The sequence below is a fragment of the Pseudomonas sp. S2_E02 genome (assembly GCF_054668355.1).
On record NZ_CP162761.1, the window covers coordinates 526,816 to 541,022 of the forward strand.

The following is a 14,207-nucleotide window of genomic DNA, read 5'->3' on the forward strand; positions in this document are numbered from 1 at the left end:
AGCGGTGCTGATTGTCTGGCTACCGCGCTTGCGTTCCCGCGCCATCCCCGATGCCCAGCCTGCCGACACGGGCAGCGCCATGTCCGAACTGACCCGCGACCTTTCCTACACCACCAGCCATAACGCCTTGTCGGCGGCCGGCGTGGCGTTTTCGGTCAAGGAACTGGCGAGCAAACTCGAATCGCAGCTCGATGCGGCGGCGCAGATCGTCAGCAACGCCGAGGTGATGATCGCAACTGAACACGCCACTTCACAACTCAGCCGTGCCGCGCTTGAGGCGGCCAGTCAGGCCCATCACAGTAGCGCGGCGGGGCGCACGGAACTGGTGGATTCGATCGCGCGCATGCATCAACTCAGTCAGCGCGCCAATGCCAGTCGTGAATTGATCGAAGCCTTGAGCCTGCGCAGTGACGATATTCAGCGCGTGACCCTGGTGATTCAGTCGATTGCCAGTCAAACCAACCTGCTCGCATTGAACGCGGCGATCGAGGCAGCGCGAGCCGGTGAGCATGGTCGCGGTTTTGCCGTGGTCGCGGATGAAGTGCGTGGATTGGCGGCGCGCACGGCGTCGGCCACCGGTGAAGTGGGTGAGATGGTCGCCGACATTCAGCAACGCACGGCGCAGGTGGTGGAGCAGATTCGCGAGTTGTCGAGTGATCTGCAGATCGGTGTCGAGCAGGTCGAACACACCGGCCAGCATCTGGAGAACATCGCGCGACTGGCAGCGGGGGTGGAAAACCAGGTCGGTGAAATCGCTCAGGGTGCGGAAACCAATCGCGAGCAACTCGACAGCCTGTTCAAGGCCATCGAGCAGATGCGCAGCGATCTGGCGATCAGCGATCAACAGACTCGCCGCCTCGCTGAAGCGGCGGTGCAAATGGAAGGGCAGGCGGAAACCATCAGCGAGCGGCTGGCCGAAGTCGGTCTGGATGACTATCACCAGCGCATCTACGATCTGGCTCGCGAAGGGGCGAGCCAGATTGCCGCACGTTTCGAGGCGGATGTCGAACAAGGAAAGATTAGCCTCGAGGATCTGTTTGATCGCCAGTATCAGCCGATCCCGAATACCCAACCGGCGAAGTTTCAGACCCGTTTCGACCGTTACACCGATCAGGTGCTGCCGGCGATTCAGGAGCCATTGTTGCCGCGTCACGAGGGTTTGGTGTTCGCTATTGCCTGCACGCAGCAAGGTTATGTGCCGACGCACAATCAGCTCTTCAGTCAGCCGTTGACTGGCGATGCGCAGGTCGATGCGGTGAACAATCGCACCAAACGCAAGTTCGCGGATCGCACCGGTATTCGCTGCGGCAGCCATCAGCAACCGGTGCTGTTGCAGACTTACACCCGCGACACCGGTGAACTGATGCATGACCTGTCGGTGCCGATCATGATCAAGGGCCGGCACTGGGGTGGATTGCGTTTGGGCTATAAGCCGGAGAAACCGCGCTGAGGGATTGTTACTTGCGGTGCAATGAAGCTGTGCACGGAGCTTGCTGTTTCCGCTCGAAAGAAACCATTAATCTGCCCGCTTAGTTAGGTTGCTAATGATTTCGGGGGCTGCATGCAGTGCAGAGTTGATGTTGCTGTGATGATCGGCAGTGGCGTGCCGGCCGGTTTGCGCGCGTTGGGGCAGAGCGTGTGCTGGGTGGTTTTGCTCAATGGCGAGCGTCGCGGTACCGCGTTTGCCAGTCGCAACGAGGCCGAGGAGTGCAAGGCTGCGTGGCTCGCGCAATTGCAAGCCGAGTGTGGTGACAGCCTGCACTGAGTTCGGTTACTTGCCGTCGTGAAGGCGCACGTTCAGCTCGTCGAAGACGATTGCCCTGTCATCGTCTTTGCTGATCCACTCTTGCAGCGTTTGCCTTTGAGAGTCCGACCAGAAATGGGCATCGACTAGTTTGGTGTCAGCGTCGAGAGGATGCGCGTCGATGAAACTGTCGATCTCCGGTCCTTCTGAAGGAAGACCTAACTGATCGAACAGAGTTTTCAAGTTATAACCTTCCAGATCCATCATGTTCTCCTTTTTGATTTGCGCCGGGATGGCACAATCGGTCGCTCTCTTTATCTGAGGCAGCCATTCGTCAGGAGTTCGATCTTCGACTCAAGTGAGCGGGCGAGGGCGCAGGCTTCGTTGTGATCTTCACGGAAACCTCTTACGCGCCCGGTCGATGTTTCCTTTATATGGAAGAAAGCGTTGCCGGCGGGTACCACTTGGAAACGCGGGTAATCGTCGTTGATCGTGGTGGCACTGAGTATCAGCGACGATTCGATCCGGGCGTCAACGGTCATGGCAAAGTGAGTCCGAGTGCACATATGAAGTCCTTTTCATCAGTTGGCCGGTATTTACCGGCCGTTTCGGGTAGTCGGAATGAGCATCGCTGCTCTAGAATCGCCAGTACCTGTTGACGACAGGGCTTATCTAAAGCAATTTTTCGCCAGCGATATGTCGGAGAAGTGCTTTTTTTCGTGAGAATTTTCCCTAAAGTTCGTAGTCAGACTGCTCTTGCCGACGCTGAGGATTTTTCCTTCAGGTTTTGGCGACATCGGGATGAGTTTCCCGAGTGACAATCCAGTAGTCTTACCAACCTCGCGTTGAATGAGCACTCTGCTCGATTCGGGCTTTATTGATTTGTTTGCAGTGACATCGGCCTGGCCGTTTTTTTTTGCCGTGCGCGTTTTCCGTGTGCGGTTTTTTCAGATGTGGGGATGTTTCTTTGGCAGTCAGTAATCTCGATATGCATGCTTTGTTCGTGTTGGGTGATTTGCGTGCAAAGCTGGTCAAGCTGTTCCAGTCGCGTTTTGTTTACATCACCGAGCAGAACGCCGAAGGCATTTACGTGGCCGAGATCGACACCGAAAGTGCCTTGGTGGTCGATGACAAACCGGGGCTCAAGCTCAAGGTCGGCGATCATTTCAGTGCATCGGTCTTGCCTAGCCGCGAAGGCGGCAAGATGGATCTGCGTTTTCGCGAAATCAAACTCACGGTCTATGGACTGGGCGATTACGCTTTCGTCGATACCGCTGACGGGCACGCCATCCTGTTCAAGGAAGGCCATAGCGTGGTGACCGTGTTCGCCGCCCATGAGCAATTGCAGGAAGGCCTGACCAAAACCCTGAAAGCCGTTACGGCCAAAGCCGCCAAGTGGCGCAAGGGCGAACTGGTGACGTTCAAGGCCAGCGAGTGAGCCGCGCGGATTTCCATTCGCAGAACCTCGACACTGCACGCGAGGAAGCCCAGCGGTTGTTCGCCGCCAAGGCGGAACTGCAAGGTGCCTGGCTGAATTGGCTGGCTGCGCAGATCTATCAGTTGCGCCCCGCGGAATACGCCAGCATGGTCAGACGCGAGCTGCAAAGCCTGCAGGAAAAGTCTGATTCATAACCTCGTCCGCAGCATGCCCCGGAAAAAGCAGGAACCTCGGCTACAGTCAGTTGACTGAGTATTCAGAGGCTTGCGGTCTTCTGTCAGGCCATCCTGCCATTGCTGTGAACAGCACGAGGTGCAATGCATGAACGGATTTCGACGGTTATTGGCTGCCAGCGTGGCCACGTTTGGTTTGCTGGCATCAGCGCCATCGGTGCTGGCCGCCCAGGCGCCGATCCACTTTGCCGACCTGAACTGGGAAAGCGGCAGCCTGATTACCGATGTTCTGCGGGTCATCGTCGAGAAGGGCTACGGCTTGCCGACCGACACGTTGCCTGGCACCACCATCACGCTGGAAACCGCACTGGCCAACAATGACATTCAGGTCATTGGCGAGGAGTGGGCCGGTCGCAGTCCGGTGTGGGTCAAGGCTGAGGCCGAAGGAAAAGTCGTCAGCCTCGGTGACACGGTCAAGGGCGCCACCGAAGGCTGGTGGGTGCCGGAGTACGTGATCAAGGGCGACCCGGCCAAAGGCATCAAACCGCTGGCGCCGGATCTGCGCAGCGTCAGTGATCTGAAAAAGTACAAGGACGTGTTCAAGGACCCGGAAACCCCGAGCAAGGGGCGGTTCCTCAATAGCCCGATCGGCTGGACGTCGGAAGTGGTCAACAAGCAGAAGCTGACGGCTTATGGTCTGCAGGACGATTACACCAATTTCCGCAGTGGCTCCGGTGCGGCACTGGACGCTGAGATCAGTTCTTCGATTCGTCGCGGTAAGCCGGTGCTGTTTTACTACTGGTCACCGACACCGCTACTGGGCAAGTTCAAACTGGTGCAACTGGAAGAGCCGCCATTTGATGCCGAAGCCTGGAAGACGCTAACCGATGCGGATAATCCCAATCCGAAACCGACCCGGTCGCTGGCTTCGAAGCTGTCGATTGGTGTGTCGACGCCGTTCCAGAAGCAGTATCCGCAGATTGCCGAGTTCTTCAGCAAGGTGGATTTCCCGATCGAGCCATTGAACAAGGCATTGGCGGAAATGAGTGAGAAGCACACGGCGCCGCGTGATGCGGCGGTGGCCTTCATGAAGGCCCACCCGGATGTGTGGCAGGCGTGGTTGCCGAAGGATGTGGCGGAGAAGGTTTCGGCTGATCTGAAATAGAGGCCGTAGCGGCCGGCCTCTTCGCGAGCAAGCTCGCTCCCACAATGGATATGTGTCGTTCACAACACTGTGGGAGCGAGCTTGCTCGCGAAGCTCTTAAAATTTCGTCATCACCGCCAATTCGAAGGTACGCGGTGTCCCGAGGTAATACGCCGGCGAAACATGCGCAAACTCGGCATACACCTCATTGGTCAGGTTACGCACGCGCCCGGTGACGGTGGTATGCGAATCAACCTTGTAGCTGAGAAAGCTGCCGAACAATGTGTAAGACGGCACGGTCAAGGTATTCGCAGTATCGGCATACACCGACGCCACATATCGTGCATCCACCCCACCTTGCCATTGCGGCGAAAAATCATAAGTCAGCCACAGATTGCCAACCCGATCCGGCACGTTGGTCGGCGTGTTGCCCTTGCGTGATACCACCGCGCCGGCGGCATTCTTTTCGGTGAAATCATCGTATTGCGCATCGACCCAAGCGAAGTTGCCTTCAGCCAGCAGCTTGTCGGTGATCCGCAACGAGCTGGCGATCTCTAACCCTTTCGACGTCTGCTGGCCGACCGGAATACTGCTGGTCGGGTCCAGCGGATCGGTCACGGCGAAGTCCTTTCGCTCAATGGTGTAGGCCGCAATCGTCGCCGAGCCGCGCCCGTTCAGATAATCAAATTTGCTGCCAATCTCCCATTGCTTGCCGGTGGAAACGTCGAAGTCCTGCGTGCCGTTCGGTTGCTCGGCGGCGGTGCTGTATTGCACGTAAACGTTGGCCGATGGAATGAATTGGTACGTCAGGCCGGCGCGGCCGGTGACTGGTTCCCAACTGCGCTTGAGGTGTTTCGGGTTGGTGGCGGTTACCGTGCGATGGTTGGTCACGTCGAGGTCAATGTCGTCATAGCGCAGGCCGGTGAGCAGCGACAGTTTGTCGGTCAGCGCCAAACGGTTTTCCACGAACAATGCTTTGGTGGTGACCTCGTTGGTTTTGTCGCTGATCAATTTCGGGTTGGTACCGGGAATGTCGTAAAAATGCCCCGGACGGTAGTTGTCCGGATCCACCGTGCTCGCACCTTTGACGTTCAGTGGCGAATTGGTGGTCTGGTTGACCTTGTATTCGAAGCCCCCCGACCACGTCGTATCGAGACCGAACAGCGTGTTGTCGTGGCGCAGTTCGAACTGGTTGCCGTTCTGCTCGCCTTGATGACGCACCTGATACGCAGTGGAGCGATTCACCGCGGTGTTGTCGGCGGTGTACTGGTAGGTTTCGAGGTTGCGGTAATCGCGTTGGCTGTCGAGGTGGTACAGCGTATTGCGCAGGGTGGTGTTGTCGTTGATCCGGTAGTCGATGATCGAGCGTACCCAGATCGTCCGCTGCTCGTAGCGACCGTCCTCGACGTTGTAGTTATTGAAGCGATTGTGTTTATCGATCTTCAACTCGCCGGCCTTGGGATTGAGCACGGGCGTGCCCCAGTACGGACTGTCTTCGTGTTCATCCTGATATTCCAGGGCCAACGTGTGCGACAGGTCGGGGGTGAGGTCACTGAGTAGCGAGAACGCCACGCTCCAGGCATCGCGCTCCTGGCGGTCGATGTAGCCGTTGCTGGTGTTGTGACTGACGTCGAGGCGCGCGTAGTGCTGCACGTCGGCGCTCGGGTCGGTGAGGGCGTGGTTGAGGCCGAAAGCGGTTTCGCTGGTGTCGTAGGTGCCGTAGCTGACCCGGCCTTCAACCGCTTGTTCATCACGGGTGGCGAGTTTGCTCACGTAGTTCAGCGATCCCCCCACCGAGCCTGCGCCGTTGATCAGCGACGACGGGCCGCCGACCAGTTCCACCCGATCATAGATCCATGAATCGACGGGCCGCGCGAGTCCGCCGGAGACGTTGATGCCGTTGAACATCTGGGTGATCTGGCTGCTGGTGAAGCCACGATAGGAGACGAAGCCGCCGAATCCCGGCGGTGCGCTGGCGTTGACCCCGGGCAGGGTGTTGGCGGCGTCCTGGAAGTTCTGCGCGCCATGGCGTTCGATGTCATTGCGATTGGCAATGGCTACCGAGGCCGGCGTGTCGCGCACGCTCAAACCCAGTCGCGAGGCCATGCCGCTGGATTGGTCGAGGCTCAGACCCGGTTCTGCGCCGGACTCGCCATCGATGGTGATCGGCGCCAGATCCACGGTGGATTGCGCCCAGACGTTAACGGACAGGCAGCCGCACAGGCTCGCCAGCAGAGTGAGTTGTTTCATCAATGAATCCTGAATGCTTGTCTAGGAGTCAGCGCACAGGCGAACGCGGCGCGTTGGCGCAGTGGGCTGACAAATCAAAAAGGCAGGGACACTCAGGCGAGCGGTGGGGCGCGAGGGTTGGCCGAAGGCCAGGTGAAGCGGGCAGGGAGGTCGGCGCTGACGATGGGCGCCAGTGGTGGGCTGTGTTGTTCGGGCAGGATCGCTAGCGTCAGGCTGGAGTTGAACGCCGGGCCCATGCCGCCGCCGACTGAACACAGCGGGCAGCCAAATGCCTTGGACAGGGTCGGCAGTTGTTCTTCAGTGGGGTTGCTGGCGAGCGGCGCTTGAGTGGCCGGGTCGACTGTACAGAACTGGCCGCCGATACCGTTCAGTTGCATGCCGACCATTTGACCGTGACCGATGCTGCAGGCGAACACGTTGAACAGGACGCAGCAATAGAGCATCCAGGCCAGCAGTGAGCGATCGGAACGGGAGAATTTCATGGGGCGGCACTTTACCGTACCGCTGATCGGTCGTGCACTTGGAAAAAATGCGACTAGGCTGATTTGTTCAAATCCCTTTCCAAGGATTTCAACCATGACCTTTGTGTTGGCTCAATGGCTGGTGACAACGTTTGCGGTGATCGCCTTGATGCACGTGTATTGGGCGCTGGGTGGGCAGTGGGCGGCAGCGGTGGTGGTGCCGCAGGTGCCGGTGCGCGGATTTGTCGCAACGGTACGGCCGGCGTTCAAGCCGTCAGGCTGGCTCACGTTGATTGTGGCGGCGGCATTGTTGGTGATTGCGGCGTTGGTGTGTATGCGGGTTGGCTGGGGAGTGCCGGCGGTGACACACAAGGCGCTGCAATGGGTGATCAGCGCGATTGCGCTGTTGATGTTTGCCCGGGCGATCGGTGATTCGAATCTGGTCGGATTCTTCAAGGACGTGAAGGATTCGCGGTTTGCGCGACTGGACACCTGGGTGTATTCGCCGTTGTGTGCGGTGTTGGGGGCGGGGTTGTTGGCGGTGGCTTGGGTTTGAAATTGATCTGAAATTTGTGATGACCTGGCTGGCCCCTTCGCGAGCAGGCTCGCTCCCACAGTGATTGTGGGTATTCACAGATATGTGATTTCACCCAAAACCCTGTGGGAGCGAGCCTGCTCGCGAAGGGGCCAGACCAGACACCGAAAGCTCTGGACTAGCTACCGCTTTCAGTCCGTCGGCTACTGACCTCTGCCGGCACATCATCCCCAGCCATACGCTTGCGGAACAACGCCGCCCGCGCCAGCAGCAAAGTAGTCACCGGCACAGTAATCGCCAGCAAAACCGGAATCAGCCAGGCATGTATGACCGGCCCGGACTTCAGCGCCGAAAAACAGATGATCGACGCCAGCGCCACACACCATGCGCCTAGCGTCGAAGCCAGTGCCGGCGGATGCATGCGCTGGAAGAAATCCTTCATGCGCAATAACCCGATCGCACCGATCAGCGCAAACAGGCCGCTGAGCACCAGCAGGATCGCCACTGGAATCTCGATCCATAGCGACAATTCAGCATTCATTCGATCACCTCGCCACGCAGCAGGAATTTCGCCAGGGCAAACGAGCCGACGAAGCCGAACAGCGCAATCAGCAGCGCCGCTTCGAAGTAAGTGTCACTTGAATACCGAATGCCCAGGGTCAGCATCATCAGCATCGCGACGATGTACAGGTAGTCCAGCGCCAGGACCCGATCTTGCGCCGACGGGCCTTTGAACAGGCGCACCAGGGTCAGCACCATCGCCAGCGAGAACAGGAACAGCGTCAGCAGGATCGCGTTCGACAGTAATGGGCTCATTCGAAAATCTCCATCAGCGGCCGCTCGTAGGTGCTCTTGAAGTGCTCGATGAACTGCGCTTCGTCATCCAGATCCCAGACGTGCAACAACAAAATGCTGCGATCCAGCGCCAGCTCTGACCATACCGTGCCGGGCACCACCGTGCAGATCATCGCCAGCGTTGCGAGGCCGTGAGCATCGCGCAGGTCCAGCGGGACTTTGACAAATCCCGAGCGCGGAGGGCAGCGACCGGCATTGAGCACGCCCCACGCGACGATCAGGTTGGACATCACCACGTCACGACCGACGAGCAGGAACAGACGCAGAATCGTTCCCGGACGGCGAATGCGTACCTGTTTCGGACGCAGTTTGCGCATCATCAACGGCGCAGCAAAACCCAGTATCGCGCCGAGCAGCAGATTGCCCGGGCTGATCGACAGGTTCAGGGTCAGCCACAGGGCGCACAGCGCCAGCGACAACAGCGGTGCAGGAAACACACGCTTCATGGCTGCACCTCCAGCATCGCCGATTTGGCTTCCGGACTCGGTACGGCGCGGGTGCCGAGCACCGCCATCACGTATTGCTGCGGATTGTTCAGTGCCTCAGCGGTGGCCTGGGTGTAACGCAACAGGGGTTCAGCCTTGAAAGTCAGGACGATGCTCAGCCCCAGCAACAGGAAGATCGGCGCGCATTCGAGTTTGCGCAGCAGTGGTGACGGCCGCTCTTCGGGCGTCCAGAAGCGCTGGATGCCGAGGCGCGAGAACGCCATCAACGACGTCAGCCCGGTGAGGATCAGCAACGCCAGTAACGCCCAGGCCGCGTTGGATATCGGCGCGCCAGTGCCCAGGCCTAGCGGGTTGAGCAAGGCGCCGATCAGGCTGAGTTTGCCGATAAATCCGGACAGCGGCGGCATGCCGATAATCAACAAAGCGCAGGCGATGAAGCTCAGGCCGAGAAACGCCATGGTCCACGGGATAACCTGGCCGACCACGGCTTTCTGCTCGTCATCGAGGTTGATGCCTTTGGGTGGTTGCAGGGATTCCTGTGGACGTGGCAGCAGTTCGCTTTCGTCTTCCAGCGGGATCTCGTTGGCCGAGCGGGAGCGTTCGATCAACTCGGCCAGCAGGAACAGTGCACTCAGCGCCAGGGTCGAGCTGACCAGATAAAACAGCGCCGCGCCGATCAGGTTTGGCTGGGCGAAACCGACGGCGGACAGCAGAATCCCCGCCGACACCAGAATGCTCAGGCTGGCCATGCGCTCCAGCCGTTGCGCGGCCAGAATCGCCAGCGCCGCGCAGGCCATGGTCGCCATACCACCGTAGATCAGCCAGTCGCCACCAAAGAATGCCGACGCTCCGGCCTGCCCGGAAAACAGCAACGTCCACAGGCGTAGCAACGTGTACACGCCGACCTTGGTCATGATCGCGAACATCGCCGCCACCGGTGCACTGGCGGAAGAATAGGCGGGTACGAGCCAGAAGTTCAGCGGCCACATGCCGGCCTTGGCCAGGAACGCGACGGCGAGAATCCCCGCACCGGCGTGCAGCAGGCCACGGTCGGCTTCCGGCACCAGTGGAATCTTCAGCGCCAGATCGGCCATGTTCAGCGTGCCGGTGACACCGTAGATCAGGGCCGCGCCAATCAGAAACAGCGACGAGGCAAGCAGGTTGATCGAGATGTAATGCAACCCCGACGAGACCCGCGCCCGACCCGAGCCGTGCAGCAGCAGGCCATAGGACGCGGCGAGCAACACTTCGAAGAATACGAACAGGTTGAACAGATCCGCCGTCAGGAACGCACCGTACAGGCCCATCAACTGGATCTGGAACAGCGCGTGGAAGCTTGAACCGGCGCCGTCCCAACGGGCCATGGCAAACAGCAGGGCGCTGACGCCGATGATCCCGGTCAGCACCAGCATCAGCGCTGACAGGCGATCAACCACCAGCACAATGCCGAACGGCGCCTGCCAGTTGCCCGGCAGGTAAACCCCGATGGAGCCGGGCACGCCGGTGGTTTGCGTCCAGTGCAGCAGCATCACCGAAATGAACAGGCCGACGAGGCTGGAGAACAGGTTGATTTTCGCCTTCAACGGTCGGTGCCGCTCGCCGAGCATCAGCATGATCGCGGCAGTCAGCAGCGGCAGCAGGATCGGTGCGGCGATCAGGTGAGTCATCGCCATCATTCTTTAGGCTCCCGGCCGTCGACGTGGTCGGTGCCGGTCAGGCCGCGCGAGGCGAGCAGAACGACGAGGAACAACGCGGTCATGGCGAAACTGATGACGATCGCGGTGAGTACCAGTGCCTGTGGCAGCGGGTCGGTGTAGTGCAACAAGTCCTGGGTAACGCCGTCCTTGATCACCGGCTCCTTGCCGATGAACAGGCTGCCCATGCTGAAGATGAACAGGTTGACGCCATACGACAGCAGGCACAGGCCCATGACCACTTGGAATGTCCGTGGCCGTAGGATCAGCCAGACGCCGGAGGCGGCGAGCACGCCGATGGCGATTGCGATGACTTCTTCCATCAGACGGCTCCTTTACTGGCGACGGACTTGGGCAGCGATGCGGTCTTGTGACCCCGCACCGATTGGTGGGCGAGGGCGGTGAGGATCAACAGCGTCGAACCGACCACCACGCCGTACACGCCAATGTCGAAGAACAGCGCGCTGGCGACATGGATGTCACCGAGCACTGGCAAGCTGAAATGCCAGGTGTGCGTGGTCAGGAACGGATAACCGACCAGCATCGCGCCCAGACCTGTAGCAGTGGCGAATAGCAATCCGGTGCCCATCCAGCGCAACGGCCGCAGGCTCATTTGCGCCTCGACCCACTGGGTGCCGGCGACCATGTATTGCAGGATGAACGCCACCGACATCACCAGACCGGCGACGAAACCGCCGCCCGGCTGGTTGTGCCCGCGCATGAACAGGTAGAACGACACCACCAGCGCAATCGGCAGCAGCAGACGCACCAGCACTGCCGGCACCATCATGAAGCCGAGCGCGGTGTCGCTGGCGGAACGCGGGTTGACGAGGTCGGTGACCACGTCCGGCGCGAGCAGGCGTTGCTGGGCTGGCAATTGCAGGCTTTCTTTCGGTGGGCGGAAGCGCCGCAGCAGGGCGAACACGGTCAGCGCCACGGCAACCAGCACGGTGATTTCGCCGAGGGTGTCGAAGCCACGGAAATCCACCAGCATTACGTTGACCACGTTGCTGCCGCCGCCCTCAGGCATGGCGCGGCTCAGGTAGAACGAGGAGATGTCGTTCGGCGTTTGCCGCGTCAGCATCGCGTAGGACAGCAGCGCCATGCCACCGCCGACGGCAATCGACAATAGTAAGTCGCGCAGGCGGCGAATGCGTGCCTTGCGCAGGCTGCTCGGCAGTGGCGAGACTTCTTCGATGCGGCGTGGCAACCAGCGCAGGCCGAGCAGAATCAGTACGGTGGTGACCACTTCCACTGCCAGTTGCGTCAGGGCCAGATCCGGTGCGGAGAACCAGACGAAGGTCACGCAGGTCATCAACCCGCAGACGCTGACCATGGTCAGGGCGGCGAGACGGTGATACTTGGCTTGCCACGCGGCGCCGAGCGCGCAGGCGATGGCCAGCAACCACAGGGTCACGAAGACGATCGAACCGGGGATTTTCGGCCGGTCGCCCCAGCTCAGGCTGCTGTGCAACATCGGGATCAGACCGGCGAGCACCGCCGCCAATACCATCAGGAACAATTGCATCTGCAGACGCTTGGTGCCGAGGCGCCGCTCCAGGCGTCGGGCCAGGCGCATCATCACCACGAGGCTGCGCTCGAACAGGCGCTTGCCGTTGAAGCGGCCCACCAGTGGCGGATATTTGAAACGTCCGCGCTTGAGCTGATTGCGCAGCAACAGATAGACGATGATGCCGCCGGACATGGCGATCAGGCTCATGATCATCGGTGCGTTCAGACCGTGCCAGATCGCCAGGCTGTATTCCGGCAGTGTGCCGCCAACCACTGGCAATGCCGCCGCCGCGAGCAATGGGCCGACGATCTGCGCCGGGAAAATCCCCACCAGCAAGCAAGTGAATACCAGCAGTTCCACTGGCGCGCGCATCCAGCGCGGCGGCTCGTGCGGTGTGTGCGGCAGGTCGGTGGCCGGTGGGCCGAAGAACACATCGACGGTGAAACGCAGGGAATAGGCAACGCTGAATGTACCGGCGATGGTCGCAACAATCGGCAACGCCGCTTCGACCCACGCTGTGGCATTGATGAACACGGTTTCGGCGAAGAACATCTCTTTCGACAGGAAGCCATTAAGCAGCGGCACACCTGCCATCGAGGCGCTGGCAACCATGGCCAGCGTCGCTGTGAAGGGAATCAGTTTGATCAGGCCGCTGAGTTTGCGGATATCGCGAGTACCGCTTTCATGGTCGATGATGCCCGCGGCCATGAACAGCGAGGCTTTGAATGTCGCGTGATTGAGGATGTGGAATACCGCCGCTACAGCGGCCAACGGACTATTGAGACCCAACAACAGCGTGATCAGGCCGAGGTGGCTGATGGTCGAGTAAGCCAGCAGACCTTTGAGATCGTTCTGGAACATCGCGCAATAGGCGCCGAGCAACAGCGTACACGCACCAGCGCCGCTGACGATGTAGAACCATTCTTCGCTGCCGGACAGCGACGGCCACAGACGCGCAAGCAGGAAAACCCCGGCCTTGACCATGGTGGCCGAATGCAGATAGGCCGAAACCGGTGTCGGCGCCGCCATTGCGTGCGGCAGCCAGAAGTGGAAAGGGAACTGCGCACTTTTGCTGAGGGCGCCAATGAGAATAAGGGGAAGGAGGATAGGGTAGAGGGAATGTGCACGAATCATGTCGCCGGCGGCCAGGACCTTGTCGAGGTCATAGCTGCCGACGACATGGCCGAGAATCATGACCCCCGCCAGCAGGCATAACCCGCCGGCACCGGTGACCATCAACGCCATATAAGCGCCGCGACGGGCGTCGGCGCGGTGGTGCCAGTAGCCGATCAACAGGAACGAGAAGAGGCTGGTCAGCTCCCAGAAAAACACGATCTGAATCAGATTGCCGGAGATGACCAAGCCGAGCATGGCGCCCATGAACGCCAGAAAAAACGCGAAGAAACGCGGCACCGGATCGTCCGGCGACATGTAATAACGGGCATATAAAGAGACGAGGGTGCCGATGCCGAGCACCAACATCGAGAACAGCCAGGCGAAACCGTCCATGCGTAGAACGAAGTTCAAACCGAGGCTGGGCAGCCACATGAACTCTTCGCGAATGACGCCGCCATGGGCAATTTGCGGGTACAGCATCGCGACCTGGACGGTGCCGATCAGAGCGACCAGACCTGCCAGCAGGGATTCGGTATTACGCGCATTGTGTGGCAGCACCGCTGCCAGACAGCTGCCAATGAATGGCAGAAGCAGTAGAACTATCAGGGACATAGGCTTCTAATCTGCGGAAGTTTGTGAAGCATCATACGTGCCAGCTCCCCGATCACCAAACGCCAGGATGTCTCAGAATCCTACAAAGTAGTCTGGAATTTTCTGTTTGGCATTGTTTCAGGTAGATCGATGTTGCTTGGAATGGCCTCATCGCGAGCAGGCTCATTCCTACAGGGGGGAACGCATTTCAAGTGTAGGAGTGAGCCTGCTCGCGATAGCTATAGTC

The 14,207-nt window shown here is 59.7% G+C and carries 16 protein-coding genes; 6 read left to right on the forward strand and 10 right to left on the reverse strand.

Annotated features, from left to right (window positions below; genetic code table 11):
* The first annotated feature begins 226 nt into the window (after positions 1-226).
* Positions 227-1,450 carry a methyl-accepting chemotaxis protein gene (locus tag AB4O01_RS02295; protein ID WP_460092198.1) on the forward strand — a complete coding sequence of 408 codons (1,224 nt, stop codon included), beginning with the start codon at positions 227-229 and terminating at the stop codon, positions 1,448-1,450.
* Between the two features lie 111 nt (positions 1,451-1,561).
* The gene (locus AB4O01_RS02300) at positions 1,562-1,765 is read left to right on the forward strand and encodes a hypothetical protein (protein WP_095049995.1); all 204 of its coding nucleotides are present in this window, start codon (positions 1,562-1,564) and stop codon (positions 1,763-1,765) included.
* A gap of 6 nt (positions 1,766-1,771) precedes the next feature.
* On the opposite strand, the gene AB4O01_RS02305 is transcribed toward AB4O01_RS02300, so the two are convergent.
* The gene (locus tag AB4O01_RS02305) at positions 1,772-2,008 is read right to left on the reverse strand and encodes a DUF2789 family protein (protein ID WP_095049996.1); all 237 of its coding nucleotides are present in this window, start codon (positions 2,006-2,008) and stop codon (positions 1,772-1,774) included.
* 50 nt (positions 2,009-2,058) lie between these two features.
* Positions 2,059-2,310, reverse strand: a complete 252-nt coding sequence (locus AB4O01_RS02310; RefSeq protein ID WP_320337075.1) for a hypothetical protein — start codon at positions 2,308-2,310, stop codon at positions 2,059-2,061.
* Between the two features lie 422 nt (positions 2,311-2,732).
* Here AB4O01_RS02310 and AB4O01_RS02315 point away from each other — a divergent pair, with 422 nt between their 5' ends.
* The 3 genes from AB4O01_RS02315 to AB4O01_RS02325 all read left to right on the forward strand — a co-directional run bounded on the left by AB4O01_RS02315 (position 2,733) and on the right by AB4O01_RS02325 (position 4,520).
* On the forward strand, positions 2,733-3,182 hold the full coding sequence (locus AB4O01_RS02315; protein ID WP_175559647.1) for a hypothetical protein: 450 nt from the start codon (positions 2,733-2,735) through the stop codon (positions 3,180-3,182).
* Positions 3,179-3,376: a hypothetical protein gene (locus AB4O01_RS02320; protein ID WP_257358234.1), complete on the forward strand. Its 198-nt coding sequence runs from the start codon at positions 3,179-3,181 to the stop codon at positions 3,374-3,376. Before AB4O01_RS02315 ends, AB4O01_RS02320 begins: the two co-directional genes overlap by 4 nt.
* 127 nt (positions 3,377-3,503) lie before the next feature.
* Positions 3,504-4,520 (forward strand): ABC transporter substrate-binding protein, encoded by a 1,017-nt coding sequence (locus tag AB4O01_RS02325; protein ID WP_099758701.1) that lies wholly within the window; start codon positions 3,504-3,506, stop codon positions 4,518-4,520.
* 96 nt (positions 4,521-4,616) lie between these two features.
* Here the strand turns inward: AB4O01_RS02325 and AB4O01_RS02330 are convergent, their stop codons facing one another.
* Both AB4O01_RS02330 and AB4O01_RS02335 read right to left on the reverse strand, forming a co-directional pair.
* On the reverse strand, positions 4,617-6,749 hold the full coding sequence (locus tag AB4O01_RS02330; protein ID WP_460090555.1) for a TonB-dependent receptor: 2,133 nt from the start codon (positions 6,747-6,749) through the stop codon (positions 4,617-4,619).
* Between the two features lie 92 nt (positions 6,750-6,841).
* Complete coding sequence (locus tag AB4O01_RS02335; protein WP_016982997.1) at positions 6,842-7,231, reverse strand: DUF2946 domain-containing protein; 390 nt, start codon at positions 7,229-7,231, stop codon at positions 6,842-6,844.
* Between the two features lie 94 nt (positions 7,232-7,325).
* On the opposite strand from AB4O01_RS02335, the gene AB4O01_RS02340 reads away from it, so the two are divergent.
* A complete protein-coding gene (locus AB4O01_RS02340; RefSeq protein WP_093437296.1) occupies positions 7,326-7,766 on the forward strand; it encodes a DUF3995 domain-containing protein in 441 nt (146 codons plus the stop codon).
* Between the two features lie 157 nt (positions 7,767-7,923).
* Here AB4O01_RS02340 and AB4O01_RS02345 read toward each other — a convergent pair whose 3' ends face one another.
* From AB4O01_RS02345 to AB4O01_RS02370, 6 genes are read right to left on the reverse strand one after another with little or no spacing between them, the layout of a single operon-like run.
* Positions 7,924-8,286 (reverse strand): Na+/H+ antiporter subunit G, encoded by a 363-nt coding sequence (locus AB4O01_RS02345; protein ID WP_093437301.1) that lies wholly within the window; start codon positions 8,284-8,286, stop codon positions 7,924-7,926.
* Positions 8,283-8,561 (reverse strand): K+/H+ antiporter subunit F, encoded by a 279-nt coding sequence (locus AB4O01_RS02350; RefSeq protein WP_007910754.1) that lies wholly within the window; start codon positions 8,559-8,561, stop codon positions 8,283-8,285. Before AB4O01_RS02350 ends, AB4O01_RS02345 begins: the two co-directional genes overlap by 4 nt.
* A complete protein-coding gene (locus AB4O01_RS02355) occupies positions 8,558-9,046 on the reverse strand; it encodes a Na+/H+ antiporter subunit E (protein ID WP_099758704.1) in 489 nt (162 codons plus the stop codon). The genes AB4O01_RS02350 and AB4O01_RS02355 overlap by 4 nt, the downstream gene beginning before the upstream one ends.
* A complete protein-coding gene (locus tag AB4O01_RS02360; protein ID WP_099758705.1) occupies positions 9,043-10,722 on the reverse strand; it encodes a monovalent cation/H+ antiporter subunit D in 1,680 nt (559 codons plus the stop codon). Before AB4O01_RS02360 ends, AB4O01_RS02355 begins: the two co-directional genes overlap by 4 nt.
* A complete protein-coding gene (locus tag AB4O01_RS02365; protein ID WP_007910763.1) occupies positions 10,719-11,063 on the reverse strand; it encodes a Na+/H+ antiporter subunit C in 345 nt (114 codons plus the stop codon). The genes AB4O01_RS02360 and AB4O01_RS02365 overlap by 4 nt, the downstream gene beginning before the upstream one ends.
* Positions 11,063-13,981, reverse strand: coding sequence for a monovalent cation/H+ antiporter subunit A (locus AB4O01_RS02370; protein WP_093437315.1), 2,919 nt, complete (start codon positions 13,979-13,981; stop codon positions 11,063-11,065). The genes AB4O01_RS02365 and AB4O01_RS02370 overlap by 1 nt, the downstream gene beginning before the upstream one ends.
* Positions 13,982-14,207: the final 226 nt, after the last annotated feature.

What these genes read in the sequence shown, in the direction of transcription:
- AB4O01_RS02315 (WP_175559647.1), top strand. Translation starts at nt 2,733, where the DNA reads ATGCATGCTTTGTTCGTGTTGGGTGATTTGCGTGCAAAGCTGGTCAAG.
- AB4O01_RS02350 (WP_007910754.1), bottom strand. Translation starts at nt 8,561, where the DNA reads ATGAGCCCATTACTGTCGAACGCGATCCTGCTGACGCTGTTCCTGTTC.
- AB4O01_RS02330 (WP_460090555.1), bottom strand. Translation starts at nt 6,749, where the DNA reads ATGAAACAACTCACTCTGCTGGCGAGCCTGTGCGGCTGCCTGTCCGTT.
- AB4O01_RS02355 (WP_099758704.1), bottom strand. Translation starts at nt 9,046, where the DNA reads ATGAAGCGTGTGTTTCCTGCACCGCTGTTGTCGCTGGCGCTGTGCGCC.
- AB4O01_RS02370 (WP_093437315.1), bottom strand. Translation starts at nt 13,981, where the DNA reads ATGTCCCTGATAGTTCTACTGCTTCTGCCATTCATTGGCAGCTGTCTG.
- AB4O01_RS02325 (WP_099758701.1), top strand. Translation starts at nt 3,504, where the DNA reads ATGAACGGATTTCGACGGTTATTGGCTGCCAGCGTGGCCACGTTTGGT.
- AB4O01_RS02360 (WP_099758705.1), bottom strand. Translation starts at nt 10,722, where the DNA reads ATGATGGCGATGACTCACCTGATCGCCGCACCGATCCTGCTGCCGCTG.
- AB4O01_RS02300 (WP_095049995.1), top strand. Translation starts at nt 1,562, where the DNA reads ATGCAGTGCAGAGTTGATGTTGCTGTGATGATCGGCAGTGGCGTGCCG.
- AB4O01_RS02310 (WP_320337075.1), bottom strand. Translation starts at nt 2,310, where the DNA reads ATGTGCACTCGGACTCACTTTGCCATGACCGTTGACGCCCGGATCGAA.
- AB4O01_RS02345 (WP_093437301.1), bottom strand. Translation starts at nt 8,286, where the DNA reads ATGAATGCTGAATTGTCGCTATGGATCGAGATTCCAGTGGCGATCCTG.
- AB4O01_RS02305 (WP_095049996.1), bottom strand. Translation starts at nt 2,008, where the DNA reads ATGGATCTGGAAGGTTATAACTTGAAAACTCTGTTCGATCAGTTAGGT.
- AB4O01_RS02365 (WP_007910763.1), bottom strand. Translation starts at nt 11,063, where the DNA reads ATGGAAGAAGTCATCGCAATCGCCATCGGCGTGCTCGCCGCCTCCGGC.
- AB4O01_RS02295 (WP_460092198.1), top strand. Translation starts at nt 227, where the DNA reads ATGATCGCAACTGAACACGCCACTTCACAACTCAGCCGTGCCGCGCTT.
- AB4O01_RS02340 (WP_093437296.1), top strand. Translation starts at nt 7,326, where the DNA reads ATGACCTTTGTGTTGGCTCAATGGCTGGTGACAACGTTTGCGGTGATC.
- AB4O01_RS02335 (WP_016982997.1), bottom strand. Translation starts at nt 7,231, where the DNA reads ATGAAATTCTCCCGTTCCGATCGCTCACTGCTGGCCTGGATGCTCTAT.